19 protein-coding genes and 1 riboswitch are annotated in these 22,446 nt (G+C 47.1%); of the genes, 2 read left to right on the top strand and 17 right to left on the bottom strand.

Going from position 1 to position 22,446, the window contains the following annotated elements; translation table 11 throughout:
• Nucleotides 1-59: 59 nt before the first annotated feature.
• Together hrcA and hemW are read right to left on the bottom strand one after the other, a co-directional pair.
• Nucleotides 60-1,085 carry a heat-inducible transcriptional repressor HrcA gene (gene hrcA, locus HP567_RS13730; RefSeq protein WP_088906868.1) on the bottom strand — a complete coding sequence of 342 codons (1,026 nt, stop codon included), beginning with the start codon at nt 1,083-1,085 and terminating at the stop codon, nt 60-62.
• Between the two features lie 153 nt (nt 1,086-1,238).
• Nucleotides 1,239-2,381 carry a radical SAM family heme chaperone HemW gene (gene hemW, locus HP567_RS13725; RefSeq protein WP_173611482.1) on the bottom strand — a complete coding sequence of 381 codons (1,143 nt, stop codon included), beginning with the start codon at nt 2,379-2,381 and terminating at the stop codon, nt 1,239-1,241.
• A 379-nt stretch (nt 2,382-2,760) separates the two neighbouring features.
• Here hemW and ycaC point away from each other — a divergent pair, with 379 nt between their 5' ends.
• Nucleotides 2,761-3,393 (top strand): isochorismate family cysteine hydrolase YcaC, encoded by a 633-nt coding sequence (gene ycaC / locus HP567_RS13720; RefSeq protein ID WP_173611483.1) that lies wholly within the window; start codon nt 2,761-2,763, stop codon nt 3,391-3,393.
• Nucleotides 3,394-4,234: 841 nt separating this feature from the next.
• On the opposite strand, the gene HP567_RS13715 is transcribed toward ycaC, so the two are convergent.
• The 7 genes from HP567_RS13715 to lepA form a co-directional block, all read right to left on the bottom strand.
• On the bottom strand, nt 4,235-4,780 hold the full coding sequence (locus HP567_RS13715) for a hypothetical protein (protein WP_173611484.1): 546 nt from the start codon (nt 4,778-4,780) through the stop codon (nt 4,235-4,237).
• A gap of 319 nt (nt 4,781-5,099) precedes the next feature.
• Entirely contained in the window at nt 5,100-5,300 is a 201-nt protein-coding gene (locus tag HP567_RS13710; protein WP_229088021.1) for a YolD-like family protein, read from the bottom strand.
• A gap of 542 nt (nt 5,301-5,842) precedes the next feature.
• Nucleotides 5,843-7,006, bottom strand: coding sequence for a DUF3800 domain-containing protein (locus tag HP567_RS13705; protein WP_173611485.1), 1,164 nt, complete (start codon nt 7,004-7,006; stop codon nt 5,843-5,845).
• A gap of 163 nt (nt 7,007-7,169) precedes the next feature.
• The gene (locus HP567_RS13700; protein WP_229088019.1) at nt 7,170-7,847 is read right to left on the bottom strand and encodes a virulence-associated E family protein; all 678 of its coding nucleotides are present in this window, start codon (nt 7,845-7,847) and stop codon (nt 7,170-7,172) included.
• A 370-nt stretch (nt 7,848-8,217) separates the two neighbouring features.
• Complete coding sequence (locus tag HP567_RS13695; protein ID WP_229088017.1) at nt 8,218-8,562, bottom strand: hypothetical protein; 345 nt, start codon at nt 8,560-8,562, stop codon at nt 8,218-8,220.
• 193 nt (nt 8,563-8,755) lie between these two features.
• Complete coding sequence (locus HP567_RS13690; RefSeq protein ID WP_229088015.1) at nt 8,756-8,941, bottom strand: hypothetical protein; 186 nt, start codon at nt 8,939-8,941, stop codon at nt 8,756-8,758.
• A gap of 1,166 nt (nt 8,942-10,107) precedes the next feature.
• Entirely contained in the window at nt 10,108-11,925 is a 1,818-nt protein-coding gene (gene lepA, locus HP567_RS13685; protein WP_173611486.1) for a translation elongation factor 4, read from the bottom strand.
• Between the two features lie 237 nt (nt 11,926-12,162).
• Here lepA and HP567_RS13680 point away from each other — a divergent pair, with 237 nt between their 5' ends.
• Nucleotides 12,163-13,041 (top strand): GNAT family N-acetyltransferase, encoded by an 879-nt coding sequence (locus HP567_RS13680; protein ID WP_173611487.1) that lies wholly within the window; start codon nt 12,163-12,165, stop codon nt 13,039-13,041.
• Nucleotides 13,042-13,094: 53 nt separating this feature from the next.
• On the opposite strand, the gene HP567_RS13675 is transcribed toward HP567_RS13680, so the two are convergent.
• The 8 genes from HP567_RS13675 to HP567_RS13640 all read right to left on the bottom strand — a co-directional run bounded on the left by HP567_RS13675 (nt 13,095) and on the right by HP567_RS13640 (nt 22,068).
• A complete protein-coding gene (locus HP567_RS13675) occupies nt 13,095-14,099 on the bottom strand; it encodes a hypothetical protein (protein WP_173611488.1) in 1,005 nt (334 codons plus the stop codon).
• On the bottom strand, nt 14,069-14,617 hold the full coding sequence (locus HP567_RS13670; RefSeq protein ID WP_173611489.1) for a sigma-70 family RNA polymerase sigma factor: 549 nt from the start codon (nt 14,615-14,617) through the stop codon (nt 14,069-14,071). Before HP567_RS13670 ends, HP567_RS13675 begins: the two co-directional genes overlap by 31 nt.
• Nucleotides 14,618-14,674: 57 nt before the next feature.
• A complete protein-coding gene (locus HP567_RS13665; RefSeq protein WP_173611490.1) occupies nt 14,675-15,688 on the bottom strand; it encodes a methyltransferase domain-containing protein in 1,014 nt (337 codons plus the stop codon).
• A 6-nt stretch (nt 15,689-15,694) separates the two neighbouring features.
• Nucleotides 15,695-17,869 carry a CocE/NonD family hydrolase gene (locus HP567_RS13660; protein ID WP_173611491.1) on the bottom strand — a complete coding sequence of 725 codons (2,175 nt, stop codon included), beginning with the start codon at nt 17,867-17,869 and terminating at the stop codon, nt 15,695-15,697.
• A gap of 24 nt (nt 17,870-17,893) precedes the next feature.
• Nucleotides 17,894-18,937, bottom strand: coding sequence for a dipeptidase (locus HP567_RS13655; protein ID WP_173611492.1), 1,044 nt, complete (start codon nt 18,935-18,937; stop codon nt 17,894-17,896).
• A gap of 219 nt (nt 18,938-19,156) precedes the next feature.
• Nucleotides 19,157-19,969, bottom strand: a complete 813-nt coding sequence (locus HP567_RS13650; RefSeq protein ID WP_173611493.1) for a heme ABC transporter ATP-binding protein — start codon at nt 19,967-19,969, stop codon at nt 19,157-19,159.
• Nucleotides 19,966-20,979 carry a FecCD family ABC transporter permease gene (locus HP567_RS13645; RefSeq protein ID WP_173611639.1) on the bottom strand — a complete coding sequence of 338 codons (1,014 nt, stop codon included), beginning with the start codon at nt 20,977-20,979 and terminating at the stop codon, nt 19,966-19,968. The genes HP567_RS13650 and HP567_RS13645 overlap by 4 nt, the downstream gene beginning before the upstream one ends.
• Before the next feature lie 69 nt (nt 20,980-21,048).
• Nucleotides 21,049-22,068: an ABC transporter substrate-binding protein gene (locus tag HP567_RS13640; protein ID WP_173611640.1), complete on the bottom strand. Its 1,020-nt coding sequence runs from the start codon at nt 22,066-22,068 to the stop codon at nt 21,049-21,051.
• 169 nt (nt 22,069-22,237) lie between these two features.
• A riboswitch (cobalamin riboswitch) is annotated at nt 22,238-22,437 on the bottom strand.
• Between the last annotated feature and the right edge of the window lie 9 nt (nt 22,438-22,446).

Genomic DNA, 22,446 nt, shown 5'->3' with positions numbered 1-22,446 from the left:
CGTCACTACCTCCTGGCGGCATTTCCCCAGTCAAAAGACTGTTTAGCCATTCACTCCATTTATTTCTCAAACTGCGAAGTCAGCATGCGCGATAGTCCTTCCGCCAAATGGTTGAGCACAGTAATGACCTTGCCGTATTCCATCCGCGTCGGACCAAGTATCCCCACCATTCCTACCGGCTTGCCTCCAAGCGAATAAGAAGTGGTAATAATACTGCATTGCTTAATCGCGTCCAGCTGGTTTTCCTGGCCGATGCGTACCGTGAGACCATCACCTTGCATGCCGATCACATTCATCAATTGATCGTGCTGCTCTAATAGTTCGAGAATATCCTTGACCTTATCCACGTCTCGGAATTCCGGCTGGTTCATGATCTTGGTCGCACCGCGTAAGTATACCCGTTCTTCTTCTTGTGTCAGCGAGTTGTTGAGGAGCTGAAGGATTTCTTCATACTGCTCGGTATGACGTTGCATTTCACCGGAGATCTCTTGATAAAGACGTTGCCGAAGCTGCCATAGTGGCACGTCGGTCAGCTTTGCATTCAACAGATTGACGAGTCTCTCGATTTCCCCGGCTCCTATGCCTTCTGGAAGATCGATCAGCTTGTTCTCCACTCGTCCGGTATGTGTCACCACAATCGCGACAGCCTGTTCAGCATTGAGAGGAACGATTTGAATATGTTTTAACCGATGCTCAAAAATCTCTGGACCCAAGACAATCGCCGTGTAGTTTGTCAACTGAGAGAGAATTTGGGCGGTGTACTCTACCACTTGTTCTGCGTGGAGAATACGTTCGGCAAACAACTGTTTTAGTTTACCCAACTCAGCTTCCTCCAAAAGATGAGGCTGAATCAGGTTATCGACGTAGAAGCGATATCCTTTTGTAGAAGGAACACGTCCGGCCGATGTGTGGGGCTGTTCTAAGTATCCCAGCTCCTCCAAGTCAGACATCTCGTTGCGGATCGTTGCCGAAGAGAATCCGATGTCGTCCCGTTTGGAAATGGTTCGGGAGCCAACAGGTTCGGCAGAATGAATGTAATTATCGACAATCGCATTTAAAATCATTTGTTGACGGTCTGATAACATGGATGTCGCTCGCCTCCTGTTGGATTGTTAGCACTCATGCTTATCGAGTGCTAAATCTATATACTAAGGTATCAATAGTAGAAGGATTTGTCAACGAACTTGAGCTAGTTCCAGAGACAAAAAATCTCATTTTTCGCGAGTTTCGCTTTATCCTCAACGGAGAAAGCGCGCAAATACCTCATTTCCGAGCGGAAGCCCCTGCTTCGTCAGCTTCAAAAACCCGTCCTGTTCTTCCAGCATTCCTTTGGCTACCTCTTCTTCTATTATTGTCCCAAAAACATCATGAACAGTTGCGCCAAAACGGGAAGCAAACGCCGAAAGATCAACTCCTTCTCTCAACCGCAGTCCCAAAATCATCTGTTCCTCCATGGCATCCTCGCGCGGTACCTCGAATTGTTCTACACGCGGCAGCCCTTCCTTGCACTTCTGCAAGTAAATCGCAAGCGGGCCTGCATTCACGTGTCGGTGGCCGCACACATAGCCGTGGGCACCTGCACCCAACCCATAGTATTCACGATTGAGCCAATAGGTTTTATTATGTTTGCTCTCAAAGCCCGGTTTTGCAAAATTGCTGATTTCATACTGCTTGTACCCATGCCGCTCCATCTCTTCTATTAATACCATGTACATCTCGAGCTCCGTCTCTTCAGATGGCAGTGGCAGCTGATCCTTTTGGTAAAGGGTGTGGAACAGCGTGTTCTCCTCCACCTTGAGACTGTACGCGGAGAAATGGGTGGTGCCTAGCCCAAATGCCTTGTCCAATGTTTGACGGAAAATGTCGAGTGTCTGATCCGGCAATCCAAACATCAGGTCGATGCTGAAGTTGTCGAAGCCTACTTTTTTCGCATTGTCGATACTGCGGTACACGGCTTCCTGGTCATGGATTCGTCCTAGTCGTTTTAAGAGCGCGTCGTCAAAGGACTGCACACCAAAGCTCAGCCGATTGACACCCAGTTCACGCATGATCCGCAGCTTTTCCACGTCTGTCGTTCCCGGATTCGCTTCCATCGAAAACTCGATATCATCCGCCAAGTACTTGCCCAATTGCTTTTGTACCATTTCCAAAAACGCGCGCATTTGGGCATGATCGAGAAACGTAGGTGTCCCTCCGCCGACAAAAATCGTTTTCACCTGCTCGATCGGCTGCTGACTGAAGGTGATCTCCATTTCGCTTTTCAATGCGTCTAAGTAATCCCAAATGAGCTGCGGATTGTTCGTCACAAATGAGTTGAAGTCACAGTAGTAACATTTATTCGTACAAAAGGGAATGTGAATGTAAACCGATTGTGGCATCATGTCCCTTTCCCTCCTTATAAAATTGGGTTGTTCTAAAGAAGACTTTTTGACAACCTCTTTAATAGAAAAGACCTGACACAAGGTCAGGCATACTTCTTATCATCCATGCGTAAAACAGCCATATACGCCTTTGATCGACCTCGTTATTTTATTGTAACACAGTAAATGAGAGAATCGACTGCAAACATTGATACAGCAAGCATTTGTAACAGCTTGATTATCATAGTGTATTTTTCTATATCGAGTCAAACATGATAGGGAAGCGCAGGAATAAAACAAAATCTATCGTTTTAAGCAGTTTGTTCAAATTCGTGAATGAAACTTTTCATTTCGAATAGACATGTTAGAGTTGTTACTTGTTTTTGAGGAGGATTCTTAAATGACTGATCTCTATTCCCGTATTTCTAAAAATGATGCTGCTGTTCTTCTGATTGATCATCAAACCGGCCTTATCTCTGGACTTGTGCGTGATTACGGGGTTGATGAATTCAAGAACAATGTTCTGGCTTTAGCAAAGACCGCGAAATTTTTCAATTTGCCTGTCATTCTTACCACGAGCTTCGAGAGTGGTCCAAACGGTCCATTGATCAGGGAACTCGTCGAACTCTTTCCAGACGCGCCTAAGATTGCTCGTCCAGGACAGATCAATGCGTGGGATAATGAGGATTTTGTAAAAGCGATCCAGGCAACTGGCAAGAAGCAACTTATCATTGCTGGTGTGGTTACCGATGTCTGCGTAAGCTTCCCTGCACTTTCCGCTCTTCATGCAGGATATGAAGCATTTGTCGTCACCGACGCTTCTGGCACTTTCAGCAAACAGGTAGCGGAAGCCTCGTTAATGCGCATGGCACATGCAGGCGCGCAGCTTATGAACTGGTTTAGTGTAGCGTGCGAGCTACAACGGGATTGGCGCAACGACGTCGAAGGTTTTGGTGCTTTACTGGCTGCCCACCTTCCCGGCTATCAAAATGTAATCGAAAGTTATCAAGCGCAGAACGAACTTGTCAAATAGAACACACTTAGGGGTACCTCCATATTATTGGCGGTACCCCTTGCTATTACTTGCGTCCCTCATCCACCAAAAAGAAAGACGACAGAAGCAAATTTGAAAATTCTACCTGTATCGTCGCATTCTACATCCCAATTCATACCGTTAACCTTTGAATGACTTAGGTATGACGGTAAAAAAATCCCCCACCATTTTGCCAATGTGGTGGCAGTACGGTGGGGGGAGCTGCTACTTCTTATCATCCATGCGCAATGCAGCCATAAATGCTTCTTGTTGACCCAACGCATCATAATGCATCGTATCAAATCGAAGCGTATTCTGTAAACGTTGATGTGACAAGAATTTGTGAAAGCTTCAACATCATAGTGTATTTTTACATATCGAGTCAATCCGTCATCTATCCACCAGAAACGGTGGCTGTAGGGTGGATAGATATTTTCAGCTATACGATCTATATATAGATTAATGAAAACAACCCGCCCAGAAAAATGAGGCGGGTTGTTTGCTGCTATAATCCCTCTGTTCAGTTTATGCACGTCCGTTCGCCTGCTGCTTTGCACTGTATAGAAAATCGTTAAGCCTTACCTAACATTCAGCTTTTAAATGATGCACATTGTAGACGCACTCTTCCTACCGGCCTGGAACAGTCACAAGGACACGGTATAAAAAACCAACAGGGTGACTGTTGAGAGTGTATCTTGCCCCCGAACCGCCCGAACCAGCTCCGGTACTCATGGTGTTTCCGCTCTACCCACATCGAAACCATATCGAGCAGTATGCAAGTTGACGAGTTTGGTCAACAGTTCGTCAACAAATCGTCAACTTGCAACGAGCTCCTGCACACTTAACTGGCGCCTTTACTATGTTCACTAGTTAATGTTGTTTCATGCCTAATTTGCTCATCTTTTTTTACTACCTCTTCCGTGTTTTTCTTCTGTACTTTTTTTAACTCAAGCACTTGGTCAAAAGCTACAAGATGGGGGCCAATTTCTTTTTCATATTTCCTTTGAGGGGCACGCTTATAGAGTCCCCATCCAATTAGTGTTAGTATCCCTACCATTACCAGAATTGAAAAAGCAATCCTTACTGAGTTGTCCATTATAAGTTTATAAGCTTCATTTATCATCTTATAGTCTTTTGAGACATTAACAGACCATCCAAATGCCAATATAGTAGCAGTAACAAACCAGCCTGCCAGATTACTTACTGTGGTCAACAATCCACTCATTAAAAATGAAATATCGAGTTCAAAATTGGTTTCTTTCTTATATATGTAATGTGCGCGCATAACCCAAAATTCTTCCTGATTTCTGTCGTACATTTCACTGTACTTTGAGATTAACTCTCTAAAGGTTTCTTGGTTTACATTTTTTATTTTCTGATTGGTCACATTATCCCCCTATTGAATGTATCAGTCTTTTTAATTGTAATGTTATAGTAAATATAGATGCTTTTAACTATTATAAGTTCTTTCTCATTCTATTGGGTGGCTTGTTTGGTAATTTAATAAGGCGTCTTATTCAAATTTCGACCACTATTAAACGATTATAAAATTGTGATTTTTTCAATTACTTCATGCATTTACTTTTGTAATTCCATCAATAGAATCCACTTGCTATCTTCATCATTTACTAGTTTAATCCGCCCACCTTGCTGATCACTCCATTCCACTACTACCCACATGCTACAGGTGTTTCCGATCCCGCTTTTTACAGGCCCCACCCTGTTACTGTAATTGCGTAATCCTCTCGAGCGGAATCCCGGATAATATAATGAAAGGATTCCAACTCATCCTGCTCTATATCTGGCACAGAGATCAGTTTCTCATCCTCTTTCATCTGTAGATACAATTCCCGTTGTTCCGGCAATACAAACCTCATTGACAGCGGATTTTCTACCTTGTTTGCCATCTACCCGGCTCCTTTCTCTCCCATGCTTCAAGAACGGCCATGGTGTCAGGTTCAGAACGCTGCCCTTCAATGTAATCCTCTTTAGCTAGAACCTCCAACACAGTCATAAATCCCTCCGCGATTCCGTCCCGTCTTGGATGCACAATTCATCCACAGTTGGAGTCCTGCGCCGACCAGCCGAATAATTGGCGATTACACGCAAGATTTTTCGCTCGATATCAGACAGCCCGCTTCGGTCACCACCAGTTCAACAGCAATGATGTTTTCGATGGCAAAAACCCTTGGCGCTCTCCGGGTTAAACAATAAGCTATCAGCCGATCCTCTAAAATCTCCAGTGTAAGCAAGAGTTGTTTCGTTGCTTGGCCCTGGCTACCCAGGTAAATGATTTGGATGTTTTTCTGTTATGTTATAGCACGTTGTATCTCCCTAACCACTTCGTTCGCCTCTGAGACCAGAACGTTCGTTCTTGTTTTATATAGAAAGTAGCAACGTGCAAATAAAAAAACCTGGTTTGTCGTAAGCCAGGTCTGAATCATACAATTTATTCGAAGAAATGTACCATTGCGAAGTCTTGAGATTGGTCATTCTTAGCTCCCAAATCCAGCCGCAATAACTCTAAAACGTATTCTGCAAAGTGGTCTTTATGATTTCCCTCACCTTGCTTTGGATGGTTTAGTACCCGTGAAATACATCCAGTGTACAGGTCTGCCATCTGGATGTATACGTTTTGGAATGAGGGAACCGAGTTAAAGAGGTCAAGGGTTAGCTGATCATCGAATGCCAATCGAAACTGGGAATGCAAATGTTGCTTTAGTTTTGTTTCATATAATGCTTCTTGACCATCTTCTTCATCCTTGAAGAAGTTTACGATTCGCGGCAAAGCAAGACGGCCATTACTTACTTCATGTTCAATGCCTTGATGGACAACTTGGTAATGCAAGTCCATTATTATCTCATCAATCGGTCTTTTTATTTTCGTTTTATCTACAACAACAGCTTTAAAGCCTAGTGCGTCAGAGTTCTTTATCACCTCATCGAAGAACTCCTTATACAAGTCTAATTGATGCTTTTTCATTTCTGTAAAATGAAATTCATCTTTTGCAGAAAGACCTTTCTCGGTTTTCCATTTTGAGAAATGGTCCCTTACTTGTGTTTGCCTTGCCTTATTGATAACCCAAAGACTTCCGACAATAGCAAAATTGCCTGTTTTTCCACTTTCATCACAGTACATTGAAATAAGCGGAATTTCCGGTTTTGTTGCTAATTGCATTTCTTTTTCTGTTTCTTGTCTACTGCGACGAGATACTTGAACTTCTTCGTCAGCTAAGAACATTTTGAATTCGTTTTGGATTTTTGCTCGGGCTCTTGCAATTGATGTGAGCCTCTCAAGCTTATACATATCTTTTGGATCAATTACTGACCCGTTGTATATATCACTCTGGAATACTTCCCAGTACCGAGTTTGTAAAGTGATATCTGAATTCCGAGTTTCCTGGTAATGGTTTAATACGGAAGCAACCCGCGTAAGAAGATGATCCATATTACCTTGTGCCAGTTTCGAAACAAGGTGTTTCCTTTCTTTTTCTCGTTTTTCAAACTTTTTCTTCTCCTGTACACTTACCTTGTTGTCTTCACTGTGCGCTTCAACTTCTTGTTCAATCGGTTCCGCTAATGTTACATCATTTGGAGTAGATTCTTTGGTCAACTGGCACAGCCTCCAATCTGGTGTAAATACACAGTTTTACATATTATAGCACTATTTTCCTACAAGAAAAGACAAAAACTAATGATTGGGGGCTGTTGACAAAGACTGCTTGATAAATATTTATCTTTCTTTAATCTGGTTATAGAAAACCTACTTCATTATTTCAGGATGCCTGCGGTTTCTCGCAAATCATAAGCTGCGAAATGCGCCGTTCTACATGCGGGTCATCCTCCAAGTGAAGCCCTTGAATGCGTCCAACCTCGCGGTCAACCTCCGGTGATAGGACAAGCTCCTCACCAGATTTGTATGCCTGTAAAGCCTCCTCCCATATCTGGCCAATTTCATACTCAGTCAAATCGGCGAAGACGCTTTTTGTCCGCTTGTCCGGCTCCACGTTAACGGGCCAGAAGCGTCTATTCCCGGTCGGGTCCTTCAAGAAGTTCCAGTTATTTGTCGTTCCGAAAAACACGCACTTTCGCGGGAAATCCGCAATAACACGATCATAGGCAACCCGGTATTTATCGCTGCGCTTGGTAATGAACTGCTTGATCTCGTCTACCTCTGTTTTGTACATTCCGGCCAATTCCCCGAACTCAAACACGCATGCCGACTGTAGATGCTCTCCTGCCTCTTTGGTGTCAAAGGTTTTCAATGAGTCACTGAACCAGCGCAGCGCCAGCATTTGAATGATCGTGCTTTTACCGAATCCTTGGGGGCCAACCAAAACCAGCATAAAATCGAATTTGCACCCAGGTTCATACAAGCGCTTAACGGCTGCAATCATCATTTTGCGGGTCACTTCCCGCACATACGGCGTATCAGCAGACCCGAGGTACTCCACAAAAATCCGGTCAAGACGCGATACTCCGTCCCACTTCTACGCCTCCAAATATTCGATTATCGGATAGAAACGGTTGATATGCGCCACCTCTGTAAAAGCATTTTTCAATGTTGTACCTGACTTGATTTCATACGTTTTGCCGAATCAGTGTTCAAGCCGACGGTCATCGGCACCAAGCCATGGCTCATAGTCTTCATATGGCCGTTCCCGTCCTCGCCAGGGTAATGCCTTTCGGATGACCTCCGTATTACCGAAAGCGTAGTATGCCAGCACGCCTTTAAATGGGCCATGGCTCAGGATGATCTCCGCTTTCTTGGCCGTTGGCAACAGAAGTCCGGTCTTCTCATGAGTTTTCAGCTTTCCTATCCAATCAGCCTCCGGCTCCTTGTCGTTCTGCCTCTGTTCCAGCAAAATCGTCCGATAGCTCCGCCAAGCCCTCACGTTTTACTTGCGTATCCTGTGTGGCAAATGCGGTCATAGCTGTAAAACTCGGAAGCTTACTCACATTGGTTTTTTCACTGGCCTTGTCATCCAGCTTATCGAACTTGTGTAGCCTTACAAGGTCAAAAGCGTTTACCTCTCGACCACTACACGGGTCACTTTCATGGTGGGCTGGTTCGTATGCGTCTGTCAGAAAGGTTGCTATCGCCTCGCTGATCGAATAGCATCGGCAAAATGCTCCTATAACGCCTTGCTTTGATCGCGGGTCTTCCATCCGCTTTGCCGTCTGTCCCTGTGCCCTATCATCTTCACAGAGTGGTGATCACACCAATCGTCGTATTGAGCCAGCACGGCATCTACATTAACAGGATCGCCCTCGTAAACTTCTAATACTGCTTCAGCATCTATGGAACACGACGGTAGATACATCAAACGGTGGACATCAAACGTCGTCTTGTCGAAGTCTGCTAAGCCAGCTTGCGACTCACGGCAGCGTATTCGTCCGGACTCATTGCACGATCAACCAGTACAATCAAACGGTACTTTGGCTTTTTGGGCCGGTGGCTGTGTGTGGAGTAGACAACATAAGCTGAACCACCAAGCACGAGCTCCATAGTGAACAGAAAGTCCTCGTTGGCATGATCGACGTCCAATGTATCAGGCTGCGAGTGTCGACGTTCTCTTTTTTCCGATGACAGCCCCGGACAAGCCCGCCCACAAAAGCAGGCCCGTCTTTAATCTTGCCACGGTCAATGTTGTGCATCTTGTTGTACTGAGCCATCGTCTCAGACGTCCGGCGCACCTTTCGCAGACGGTCAACGAACTCTACCCACGTCAGGTATTCCGGCTTCCAAATTCGTGTCCGCACGATGCTTGCCGAATGATATATCAAGTTCGATGTCGTGCATTGGAGGTTCACCCTTTCTTGCAAATTATTTGAAACTGTTTTATTATTTAACTAGTACCAAGGTTGCCACCGGCGTTGGTTCGATTCCAGCACTCTCCTGCCTTGCGGCTCTAATGCAAAGCAAGTGGTTCCTCGCAAACTTTTATTCAGGTTTGCTCGGAGCTTCAATTGCAAACATCTTCTCTCTTTTACCAAAGAAAGGAATGGTGTTTATGAGCGCATTGATTACCTTGTTGTCCCTGGTGGCTTGTGGAGAGTTAGTGTAATTGGAAGCACGGGTTAACATAAGAAACTCAGGGGCAACACCAAACGCTATGCCGTCCATTATGGGCGGCTTATTTTTTTGTAACGCAGCAATTCGTCACAATAATGCTGACATTTCACTTCACATCAACTCCTTGATTGAAGATTGAAATATTTTAAAAAAATGAGTAATATTAGGTCGAAAGGAGTTGTCCAAATATGTCTTTACAGCCACTTTTTAATCCCGATTGTCAGGTAGTTCTGATTGTCACCAACCAATAATGATTCCCAACTTAGTTCTAACTGTCCACCAGATTGTAACTTACCGAATCCAGAATTCCCGCCATCGAATGAAGTCCCTCATCCCCCAACTCCTGTACCACTGCCCCCAATCAATCCACATCCACCAGCGATACCACCTGTAACCAATCATCCCTAACCACCACATCCTTGGTGATCACTCGATCCTCCCCAAGGTCGAGTTTTCATGTCACCAGAACGGAATATGCCAAAAAGAAAGACGACAAAAGCAGATTTGAAAATTCTGCCTGCGTCGTCGCATTTTATATCCCATTTCATGCCGTTAACCTTCGAGTAACTTATGTATGAAAAAAAAATAAATCCCCCACCATTTCGCCCATTGGTGGCTTTTTGGTGGGGGGAGAGCTGCTACTTCTTATCATCCATGCGCAATACAGCCATAAATGCTTCTTGCGGTACCTCTACGGAACCAACAGACTTCATGCGCTTCTTTCCTTCTTTTTGCTTTTCGAGCAGCTTACGTTTACGTGAGATGTCCCCGCCGTAACATTTAGCAAGAACGTTTTTACGCAACGCACTGATCGTTTCACGAGCAACAACCTTGTGTCCGATGGTCGCTTGAATCGGCACCTCGAATTGCTGACGCGGAATCAATTCCTTCAGCTTTTCGCAGATGACTTTTCCACGAGGATAAGCCGTGTCTTTGTGAACGATAAACGACAGAGCATCCACCACTTCGCCGTTGAGGAGAATATCCATTTTCACCAGCTTGGATGCTTTGTACCCACCTAGCTCGTAGTCAAAGGATGCGTAGCCTTTTGTACCCGACTTCAGCATGTCAAAGAAATCGTAAACGATCTCCGACAAAGGCATGTCGTACTTCAGCTGCACACGGTTCTCACCCATATACTGCATGTCAAGAAACTCACCGCGTTTACCTTGGCACAACTGCATAACATCACCGACGTATTCTTTCGGTACCATAACAGTCGCCGTAACGTAAGGCTCCTCGACCATTTCGATCTTTTGCGCTTCCGGCATTTTGGACGGGTTGTCGATTTCGAATACTTCGCCGTTCGTTTTGGTAATGCGGTAAATAACGCTCGGCGCGGTCGTAATCAAGTTAATGTTGAATTCCCGTTCGATGCGCTCTTGAATGATCTCCATATGCAGAAGACCCAAGAAACCGCAACGGAAACCAAAGCCAAGTGCTTGGGAAGTCTCCGGTTCAAACTGCAAGGACGCATCGTTTAGCTGAAGCTTTTCCAATGCATCGCGCAAATCATTGTACTCGTTCGTTTCGATTGGGTACAAACCGCAGAAAACCATCGGGTTGATTTTGCGATAACCTGGTAGCGGTTCAGGTGCAGGGCGATTTGCATCTGTAATGGTATCCCCCACACTGGTGTCTCCCACTGTTTTAATGGAAGCAGCTACGTAGCCTACATCTCCAACCGTTAATTCTTCTACTTGTGTTTGGCGTGGAGTCGATGTACCGATTTCGGTTACCTCGAACGACTTGCCTGTCGCCATCATCTTGATCTTCATACCTTTTTTCAAGGTTCCGTTAATGACACGAATGGAGGCAATAACGCCGCGATACGCATCAAAATAGGAGTCGAAAATCAAAGCTTGGAGAGGTGCATCCGGATCTCCCTCTGGAGCAGGTACTTTTTGCACAACAGCTTCCAGTACTTCCTTAATCCCGATACCCGCTTTGGCAGAAGTCAAAACCGCATCGCTGGCATCCAGACCGATCACGTCCTCAACCTCTTGCTTCACGCGCTCAGGCTCTGCGCTCGGCAGGTCGATCTTGTTAATAACTGGAATGATCTCCAGATTGCTGTCCAACGCTAAATACACGTTAGCCAATGTCTGGGCTTCGATCCCTTGTGCCGCATCCACGACGAGAATAGCCCCTTCACAGGCAGCCAAACTGCGGGATACTTCATACGTAAAGTCGACGTGCCCAGGAGTGTCAATCAGGTGGAGAATGTATTCCTCACCGTCATCTGCTTTATAGTTCAAACGCACGGCATTCAGCTTAATTGTAATCCCGCGCTCTTTTTCCAGCTCCATCGTGTCAAGAAACTGGGCTTCCATCTCACGTGCAGTCAAAGCACCGGTCAGCTCCAAAATGCGGTCTGCCAGCGTCGACTTTCCATGGTCAATGTGGGCGATGATGGAAAAATTTCGTATCCTTTTTTGTCTTTCACGACGATCCATGTGTTGTTCGTTCCCTCCCACGCGAATCCATTCAAACGTTCAGATTGCGCCTCGCAAAAAATACACTAACGGTAATTATAACAAACCGATGATATAAAGAGCAACCAAAGAGAATCAGGCATTTGCCTCCTTTTTCTCGAATCCAAACTTTCTCTGTGATAAAGTGGTAAAAGGTGGCGGAAGCATGAAACGATCTCTTTGGCAACACAGCCGCGAACACAAAGAAAGAAACGGAGAATGATCAAAGTGAACAGCGTTGACTCTGGCTTGCATTCCTTAACGATATCGGATATTCCCGGACTCATTGCCTTATCTGATTCCGTAGGCTGGGATTACGACGAAGCGGAAATTCACACAATTCTGTCTATCGGAACCGTTTTTGGTCACAAAGACGCGAGCGGCACCCTACTTTCATGTGCGGCGATCATCCCGTACGATGACAAGCTTGCGAGCATTGGCATGGTGATTGTCAATCCCTTGTCACAAGGCAAAGGCTATGGTCGCCAGCTCATGAAGGCGTGCATGGCGTCTGTTTCGACCGATACAACCATCATGCTCATTGCAACTCCAGAAGGAGAACCAATGTACAAAAATCTCGGGTTCCAGACAGTCGATCGTATTCGAAAGTTTATTGCTGAACGCTTTGTACCTAAAGCTCCTCCGCAAAACGAAGCCAATGATGAGTTTGCAATTGTGTCAATGGAGTTGGACGATTTCTCGAGTATGGTTGAATTGGACAAAGCAGCACTGGGTAGTAAACGCTCGCATTTTCTCGAGAAACGCATGAAACAAGCTAGTACCTGTCTGGTTGCCAAAAATCGCTCCGGCAAGGTCATCGGATATGGCTTTGCCGTTCAAGGCCCCGTCAACCTTATCGCTGGACCGATCGTCGCAGAAAATGCCGTCATAGCTAAACACATCCTGTACAAGCTGACACAATATCATACCGGACGCGTACGGATAGACGTACCGGATGAACAAGCAGCGTTTCACGCTTATTTGGAGCAAAACGGCTTCACTCAGGTTTCTCATCCCCCAGTGATGGTCGCAAATGCTAGTAACCTGCCCCGCCGCAATGGGACGTACTGGGCGATAGGTGCTCAAATATACGGATAGATATGAAAAGCGAAAAACGGACCTTTTTTAGGCTAAGGTCCGTTTTGTCATCCTTACTTTGTTTTTGATCGATTGTGAACTTGCTCGAGCACTTTAGATGGAAACAGTTTTTGCAGGCTGCTCTGGTAGTTGCTGCCTTCCTCGGGCATTTGGAAGTCCGTTACCCGATAATCATTCCCATTGTAGACGATTTGAAAGACCATCGGTGCACTGAGCGCGGAAGAATTGCTACCCGTTATTTTCACCCAAGCGTATACAATTCGCTTTGCAGCGTCTGGCGCTTCCACTCCCAGTAGCTCAACGTTCATCTCTCGATATTTTCCCAGCCACCCCAACTTATCGCTTTCCGTCTCCAAATACCGCTGAATGATAGACCCGACGAGCTGACGATTCGCAGGTGCTATCCCTTTTTTCACCTCAACAAAAACTTGTCCGAAATGTTTGCCTCCTGATCTTACTTCCAGCTTCCACTTTCCCGGTTCAGGCAACACGATCCCTGAAGGAAAATGACCATCTGCATCGTATAACGGGTCCATGACCTCGTAGCTGCCCAATGACAAACGGGCCCCATTGGCGTTGTAAGCAGAGATCTCTACTTTTTGTGTGTAATCCCCATTCAACAGCCATATCACCCGCTGCGTCTGTCCTTCATAGAAACCGTCCTGATCTGTCATGATCCGGACAGGTTTTTCTCCCAAATAAGAAAAGGACTGATTGTTGTAAGTGGAGGACAAAGAAGGCGACAGCTTCCACAAATCCGCTTCGACGATTTGTCCCCCTGGCAACAGGGAGGGTATACGTGCCTCTTGTTGTGGAGGTATCATCTCATGCTGTGCAGATTGTCTCTCCTCCTGAATGGGGAGCCCTAGCCACAATAGCAAGCCCACCGTCAGTACAATGCCCGGCAAGGCTAGCTTCCTCCGGCCAGTCATCCACCTAGTCCCAGATCTCACCCTCTGCTGTACATGCTCTTTCATCGATGCAGTAAACTGTACATCACGAAAAATGGTCTGATCTGCCCGTTCCTTTAAGCCCGTGAGCCATCGGTTTTCGTCCATTCCCAGTCCCTCCCCTCTCCCATACTCTGCCGTAGTTGCTGTCTGGCCCTATGCAACCGGGTTCTGACTGTCCCTTCCGTTACTCCTAGCACCTCTGCCACCTCTCCGATGGATAAATCCGCATAGTAATGAAGGGCAATCACTTGGCGATAGAGCGGAGGGAGCTGCAACACTTCTGCTACGAGTTGGTCCCTCTCGGCTCGATCGAGAACAAGACTTTCTGTAGAAAGCTCCCCATTCTGTCTCATCCACGAGCGGGGAAGGATATGACGGAACGACCAAGAACGCAAATAACCTTTGCACTCATTAACCGCGATTCGATATAACCACGTGTGCACACTGCTCTCCTGCCGAAAGCGAGGAAGATGCCGGTACACCTTAACGAATACATCTTGGGTAATGTCCTCCGCCAAGCTGCGATCCTTGACCAGAAAGGTGACGAGTCGAAGCACACGGGTCCCATATTCCCTCATGATTTGTTCAAACGCAGCATCAGTCGTCTGCTGCAATTTTTCCAAGGGCGCGACCTCCTTCACTCGCTATCATACTGGTTAGATGCAGCTACAAACTTTTTGTTACAAAGAGGAGGAAGAAATTTTTTTCGCCAAAATCGTCCAGCGGGTAGCTCCACCCGGTTTCCCGACAGGTTCAGCGAATGGATATCCCCCATGCTGCCAACGATCCATATCATAGCCCTCGTCCGCTTGACTCGACTCGAAGTCTTGCTTGTGGAAGACATTCTCTTTGCTATAGGTGACGCGAAAGCCTGATCCTTCCAGTAACAGCTCAAGCTCTGTAGGCAAAAGCAACGCCATCTCTCGCTCTACGCGATACCTCGGCTGCTCGATCTGATCAAGAAAAGTCTCATAAGTAAGCGTGTAGCGGAACTTTTGATCCAAGAGCGAGGTTTCACCTTCTACCTTTTGATATACCATTCGGTCTGGGAAAACGAATTTGCGTTGCATCGTTGTCCATTGATTTTTTACTGGCGGCAAGAGTAGATCAATTGCCACTGTTCCGTCCTCCATTATGTAATCGTGGATGACCGAAAGCAATTGACGTTGCTTGTCTCTACAGGTGGCCTGCTGAAAAATCCCTTCCGGAAGTAGCGCATGTGTAAATTGCCGATCAAGTTCCAGCTCCCACATATTTTGTTCTACCAGCTCCAACAGTTCTTCTTTCCCTTTTAACATGCGCCGTTTCTTTTTGGCGGCCATCGCAAGCATATCCGGGCTCCAATCAATCCCGCAGACGGACAAGCCATTCCGTGCCAGCTCAATGGCAATTCTCCCTGTTCCAACACCCAGCTCCAGCACCGAGACTGAAGATTGCTCCGCTTCCTGCAGCAACCAGTTTCGATAAAAAGCGATGCTAGCCTTCCCGGCAAACTGATCGTAATACGTTGCTTCTACGTTCGTGTACTTCGTTTCAGGAAGCGGCAAGTGCCGTCCTTCCTCATTCATCCCACAATCAGTACACACAGAACCTGCTAAATGAGGAAAAGGCACCCCGGGCGGGACGCCATTTTTCGTATCACCTAGCCACTCGTCGTAACGGAACTTGCATATTCTGCAACTATAAACAGTCATTATGATTTAGATACCTCCTGAAAATTGCTTGCTTCCCCCAGAATGCAAGAGAGGGAGTTTGATATGACTCGGATACTGGCTGTCATGATATATACGTTGCGAGGCAATGACCGTCTCGGTTTCCGTTGCCAGATCGTTGCCTGTATTCGGATTGGGGAACGAGAAGTTCTCGGCACCAGAAGTAACGGAGACGCGAATACGGTGACCTTTTCGGAAGACATTGGCGATCTTGGTCATGCGAATCTCATAGCGTTCGATGTGTTCTGGAACAAGTAGCTCTGGCTCCGCGAATGAGTGTCGGTAGCGTGCACAAATAATCCCGTCCGATAGACGAATCGAATTGCCTTCCTCGTCTACATCACATAGCCGGACCAGCCAATCAGTATCCCGCGCCGAGCTGGATGCGTAGATAATAGCCGAGATTTCTCCCGCGATGACGACTTCCTCTTCCAATGGCTCTGATGTGTAGACAAGTACATCTGCTCGTTCTTCCACATCACGATAGTTTTCCGGAACACTATTTTCATTTTCGGACAAATCCAACAGATACGGTGCTGCGTCTAGCGGATTATAACTGTATGTATCCACCGCTTGTTCATCCGGGATAGACAGGGTCAGTGTTCCATCTCCGCCGCTCGTATTGGCGTTTCCCCCACTGCTCAGATACAGATTCGTCAGCGTCGTCTCCGCTGGCGGCCAAGTCTGCGAGGTCTTCCATTCGTTTTCTCCCACCATGTAGTACTCAACCCGCGGCTCTTGATCGACGCCATTTTCCACTCCTTTTAGATAGCGGTCAAACCACCGTAGCTGCGTTATATCCAGATCGTAGCGGATGGCGTTGTTTCCAAAGGGCACATGATGGATTTCTCGTGTCGTATTCGCCTTGTGATACCATGGCCCCAAGATGAGTCTGGCGTGCTCTGGCACATTTCGGGAGACAACCTCCCATGATTCGCTCGTCCCCATCCCGTTGTCGTCATACCAGCCAGATACCAGAGTAGCAGGCACCTTTACCTGATCCGCATGCCGCTTCCAGTCCGACATGGTCCAGAACTCGTCACCATTCGGGTGTTCCATCCATTTTGTCCAAAACGGGATTTCTTTCCCCAGCACTTTTTGCGGGATGTCCTTGATCGGACGCACTTTGATGACCTCACTCCAGTCATCTCGGGAAAGAGCCGCGACATTTCGACGCTTCTCAGCCATCATGAAAATCCATGACAGGCCACCAAGAATCGTCCCCCCTTTGCGCGGGATGTCCACATAAGGTGTTCCTACTGTCACGTAGCTGAAAATCGCCTTCAGATGCGGATTTCCGCTTGCGGCCGCAGCCCATTGCACGTACCCCACATAGGAGCCGCCGAGCATCCCTACGTTGCCATCCGACCACTCCTGACTCGCGATCCAGTTGAGGCTGTCGTCTCCATCATTACGCTCATGAACGAGTGGAATCCACTCTCCTTCGGAATCTTCCCGTCCACGCGTATCCTGAACAACCAGCGCATATCCACGAGCTACAAAGGGCAACCGGCGAAAAATGCCATCCATCCGTCCATAGGGAGTGCGCATGAAAATCGTTGGAACCCGCTGTCCTTCCGCCAAGCCTGCGGGTAGCCATACCTCGGTAGCCAGCCGAACGCCATCTCTCATCGCTACATCATGCCTACCCAAATGATGTACGCCGTAGTTAACTTCAGACAGCGTAGGGTCTTGCCACATCGTAAGCGGAGTCAAATCTTCCCACCCTGTTTTCACCAATACGACACTATCACCACGACCTGTCAGCACCAACGCGATGACTTCGTTCTCACAAATGATCAAGTCAATTGGCTGCGCTGCTTCGCGCACCGCCCAGACCCAAGCTTGCTTTTGCCTTGTGGGCCCTGTTCCTTCGATGGATAGATGGCGTTGGTAGTGCCCTCCACTTCCCGGAAACACAACTGATTCGCTCTCCCAGTCAATTCGCTCCCATTCCGGAAGCTTCTGTGCCAGGGTAAGGAGTGGCAACTCGTAGGTTGCTTCCCCTTCAGCCAGTAGTAAAAACGGACCGTCAACCGCACCACCCGTATCCCAACCTGTGCTCCGATGCCAAACTTCCCCATCCTCAAAGCGTATATCAGCTACCTTGATGCCAGATTGATAATAGCCAAAAAAAGCTTGTTTGTGCCCAGTCTGTGCCACCCGTCATTCCTCCTGTTACCTGATCTACTTCCACACTTGCTGATACACTCTGAGGAAATTGCCACCCAAGATTCCTTCGATCTCTGCATCGGTGTATCTGCGCTTCAATAGCTCACGCGTAATTTCCGGCAGTGACGCATGGCCTTTTACTACGTCAAATGGCATCTCTTTCGTTTTGGCAATCTTGTCCAAGGGCAAATATTTCGTCAAATCATCGCACAGGTCTAAGCCAATACCGATGTACCTTGCTCCGACAAGCTTTTTCATATAGTCAACATGATCAATCAGTCTCTCGATAGTTGAGTCGGCACTGTTAGTCGCTGTAAACATGCTACACGCATTCAACCCGACGAGTCCGTCCTTTTCCGCAATTGCTTTGATCTGTTCATCTGTCAGATTGCGCATTGTCGGCACGATTGTTCGACTGTTGGAGTGAGAAGCGATCACCGGTTTTTCTGCGATCTCCATCACGTCCCAGAACCCTTCGTCATTCAAATGGCTCACATCGATGACGATACCCAGTTTTTCCGCTTCCTCGATAAGACGAACACCGAAATCGGTGATGCCTCCTTTTTTCCCTTCACGAACCGGTGCAAAAAAGCTGCCGTCCCCAGCAAAGTTGCGCCGACTCCAAACCAGCCCCATCATCCGTACTCCGAGCTCATAAAAGACACGCAAGAGACTCAAATCGTTATGCAGTGGCTCTGCCCCTTCCAACGACAGAATGAACGATACTTTTTGCTCCGCTCTTGCCCGTTGCAAATCACCCAGATTTTTGGCGATGACGATGTGCTCGGGAGACTCTGCCGCCTCTGCATGCAAAGCACTGATCTGGTTGAGCGCCTTGCGAAGACTCATCTCTGGTACAAAAGCATCCTCGACGAACACGGCTGCCACAATGGAATGCACGCCACCCTGCTGGAACCGTGGCAAGTACTCCGTCTCGATCATTTTGGTTCGACCATATCCACGCTGAATCTCCACATCCATCAGCAGATCAAAATGCCCATCCAAAACGTGAACACCGTCGTGAAATTTGCGCGCCTGTTCTCTCGTTACTTCCGTCATACGGGTCATCTCCCATCTTGTTCTATGAATTTTCTGATCGAAATAAATTTGGCTATATCCAACAAATTCGCGACGTATTGCACGGCTCCTCTGATCAATAAGAGACCCTTTCATCTAACTGGTGGAAAGATTGAATTTTCTGCCGTCGGCTTAACAAAAAAGGACGCCGACTAGGCATCCCCCTCTTATGAAAATCAAAGAAACTCAACTTGCACCTTATTAATTGGCTCCACTCATTACCTTCTGGATAGGTGGCTTTACACGGATCGCTTCCGAGTAGAAATACACATGCTTTTTTCCTGTAATAGGATGGGTCATCACTTCTGTTTCTACTCCGAAAACATCCCGGATCAGATTGGGTGTCAAGACCTCCTCTGGCGTTCCCGATGTAACGATTTCCCCCTCACAGATTACGTACAGCCGATCACAGTACATCGCTGCGATATTGAGATCATGCAGCGAAGACAAGACCGTAATCCCCAACGTTTTGACGAGATCCATGACCTGCAACTGGTATCGAACATCCAAATGATTCGTCGGCTCATCAAGAACAAGAAACTGCGCTTGCTGCACCAAAGCTCTGGCAATCAGCACCCGCTGCTTCTCCCCACCGGATAAACTGAAAAAGCTGCGATCAGCGTATGTATGCATCCCTACCCGTTGTAGTGCATCTTCACAAATCCGAACGTCTTCCGCGTTATCGGACTGAAATAGTCGCTTATGCGGGGCACGTCCCATATTCACGATTTCGGTCACCGAAAAATCGAATTCGACAGAGGTCTCCTGCCGTACTGCCGCCATTCGCTGAGCGTTTTGGCGTGAGGTTAGCTTGTATACGTCGTCGCCATCGAGTGAGATCCATCCCGAACGCGGCTTCAGTACGCGATAAATGCTTTTTAGCAACGTGGACTTCCCACTGCCATTCGGCCCGATCAGCCCCACAAACTCTCCAGAGCGCACCTCCAGACTGACGTTGTGCAGGATTCCCTTTTTCTCCAGTTCGACCGATATATTCTCAACCTGCAAATTCATCGTCCGCTACCTCCAAAGGAATAAGAACTCCGCAGCATCAACCAGATAAAGAATGGACCTCCACACAGTGCTGTCAAAATACCAATCGGCAGCTCTTCCGGTGCAAAGGCAAGCCTGGCAACTACATCAACCCAGATGAGAAAGATCGCGCCAAACAAAGCGCTGACAGGCAGAACACGTCTGTGATCTGATCCAACCATTACACGGACGATGTGGGGCATCATTAATCCGACAAAACCGATTGATCCCGCGATGGACACGATCACCCCCGTGAGCAGTGCCGTGATCACCAGGAGAAGCTTGCGGAATTGTACCGTATTCACCCCCAATGTCCCCGCTGACTCTTCGCCCATCAGCATCGCATTGAGCGAGCGGTATTGGGCCATTAAGACGATGAGACAGATGACGACAATCATTGTAGGGATCGTCAGGTATTCCCATTTCCCGCCAGCCAGACTGCCACTTAACCAAAACAGAACCGTCCCAATTCCATGCTCATTTGGCGCTGAAAAAACAAGCAGACTGGTAATGGCCGACAAGATCGCAGATATCGCAATTCCAGCCATGAGCAGGCGTACCGTCGAGTTTTGTCCACCAATACGGGATAGCGTAAAAATAAGAATGATGGACACAAGGGAGCCTGTAAAAGCGCCAAAGGATAGCGCATACTGCCCGTACATGCTGAATGCTCCAAAAATAATTACCGAGGTAGCGCCAACCGAAGCACCTGAAGATACGCCTAACACATACGGGTCAGCCAGGGAGTTGCGAACCAACGATTGAATCGCTACTCCCACGACAGACAGACCTGCGCCGACGATTGCCCCCAAGAGTACACGAGGAAAGCGAATATCCCAAATAATCGTTTGCTCACCTTTGGACCAATCCACTTCGATCCATTGGGTCAACATCGGAATTTTTGATAAGGCGATTTTCCATACCGTAGTCGGCTTAATCTCTACTGATCCCAGGGTAACTGCGAACGTAATCGAGAGGAAAAGTCCGACCAGTAAAGTAATGATGATATAAGGTAACTTGATCTGTTGCAGTGCTATTCCCTCCCTTAAAAGGGGCGTACTCTATTTGAATTTATCCGGGTAGAGTCCTTCCGCCAAAATTTTCAGCGCAATCGGTGCTCGAACACCTTCAGAAGCTGCGGACAAAGGCAATACCATTAGTCGTTGATTTTTAATCGCAGGGATATCCGCCAATTCTTTTTTACTCAAAAGGAAATTGCGTTTTTGCTCGACGGTTCTATCCCCGTAATCTACGATAATAATCACGTCTGGATTGCGACTTACTACTTGTTCCCAACTTACCTCTGCCCAACCCTTTTGAATATCGTCAAAAATATTCTTACCGCCTGCATTCTTGATTAAGGATGTCATGTAGTTGTTGGCTGCTGTGAATGGTTTATCTTCCCCGTTGTCGTACACGAACACTTTTAGTGGCTCGTCAATCTTGCCAATTTTACTCATTGTTTGATCCATTTCACTCTTCATTTTATGGATCAAATCATTGGCTTTGTCCTCCACACGGAAAATGCGTCCAATGTTCGTAATGTCCGCAAACACATCGTCGATAGTCGGGCCAGGCATGCTAGATGACGCTTGCAGATACGATTTGATGCCAACCTTTTCCAAATCTTGCATCGATCCTACGCCCTTTTCGCCGAATCCACTTTTCCATCCGGCGTATACAAAGTCTGGGTTCGCTGCCAGCAGCACTTCTTTCGTAGGATACTTGTCAGACAGTACCGGAATCTTGTCGTAATCTGCTTTTAACTCAGGAAGGATTTCATCATCCAGGTAAGCAGTTCCGACCATTTTATCAGCAAGGCCCAATGCCAGCATGATTTCGGTGACGTGCTGGTTCAAAGTCACTGCACGCTCAGGTGCTGTTGGATAAGTCATTTCGATACCATTATTGGTTAGTGTTACTGGCTTGCCTTCTGCTGCTGGAGCAGCTGTTTGTTCTGTTTTGGCTGGAGCCTGTGTTGTCGTAGTGGAGCCGCATGCCGAAACCAAAAGCATGGCAGCTGTCATAATACCGAAAGCTAGTCCTTTTATTACTGTATGCGTTTTGTTTGCCTTCATCATCTGTAATCCTCTTTTCTGTTTGGAAATGATGGCTTGAACCAAATCCTCCACAAAAAAGCACCCCCCATTTCAATCGGGAGGTGCATGACAAACGTAGATATAACTATAAGCAGGCATAAAGGCGCCCTTTCATAGACTGCTTCCACATCTGCCCCATCCTCGTGGGTCGATTGTATAGGATCGCATGGCAGGTCTCCTGGCTTACGGATCAACACACCCAGCTACCTTCCCATTTTTTGTCTTCCAAAAAACAGTGGCTATTTGCTAGGCACTCCTCGTTACAGTGGCGGGACCGCGCCGGTTTCTCACCGGACTTCCCTTTTAAGCTGACGGCATATGCCATCCAGCACCATTCGATACGTATTCAATTTTTATGAT

It is taken from the genome of Brevibacillus sp. M2.1A, assembly GCF_013284355.2.
GTDB lineage: Bacteria > Bacillota > Bacilli > Brevibacillales > Brevibacillaceae > Brevibacillus.
Note: the sequence above shows the minus strand (reverse complement) of the source record. Positions and strands in the feature narration are given on the sequence as shown.

Coding starts and splice junctions, on each gene's coding strand:
- hrcA (WP_088906868.1), bottom strand. CDS start 1,085: ATGTTATCAGACCGTCAACAAATGATTTTAAATGCGATTGTCGATAAT.
- hemW (WP_173611482.1), bottom strand. CDS start 2,381: ATGATGCCACAATCGGTTTACATTCACATTCCCTTTTGTACGAATAAA.
- ycaC (WP_173611483.1), top strand. CDS start 2,761: ATGACTGATCTCTATTCCCGTATTTCTAAAAATGATGCTGCTGTTCTT.
- HP567_RS13710 (WP_229088021.1), bottom strand. CDS start 5,300: ATGGCAAACAAGGTAGAAAATCCGCTGTCAATGAGGTTTGTATTGCCG.
- HP567_RS13695 (WP_229088017.1), bottom strand. CDS start 8,562: ATGGAAGACCCGCGATCAAAGCAAGGCGTTATAGGAGCATTTTGCCGA.
- lepA (WP_173611486.1), bottom strand. CDS start 11,925: ATGGATCGTCGTGAAAGACAAAAAAGGATACGAAATTTTTCCATCATC.
- HP567_RS13680 (WP_173611487.1), top strand. CDS start 12,163: ATGATCAAAGTGAACAGCGTTGACTCTGGCTTGCATTCCTTAACGATA.
- HP567_RS13675 (WP_173611488.1), bottom strand. CDS start 14,099: ATGGACGAAAACCGATGGCTCACGGGCTTAAAGGAACGGGCAGATCAG.
- HP567_RS13665 (WP_173611490.1), bottom strand. CDS start 15,688: ATGACTGTTTATAGTTGCAGAATATGCAAGTTCCGTTACGACGAGTGG.
- HP567_RS13655 (WP_173611492.1), bottom strand. CDS start 18,937: ATGACGGAAGTAACGAGAGAACAGGCGCGCAAATTTCACGACGGTGTT.
- HP567_RS13650 (WP_173611493.1), bottom strand. CDS start 19,969: ATGAATTTGCAGGTTGAGAATATATCGGTCGAACTGGAGAAAAAGGGA.
- HP567_RS13640 (WP_173611640.1), bottom strand. CDS start 22,068: ATGATGAAGGCAAACAAAACGCATACAGTAATAAAAGGACTAGCTTTC.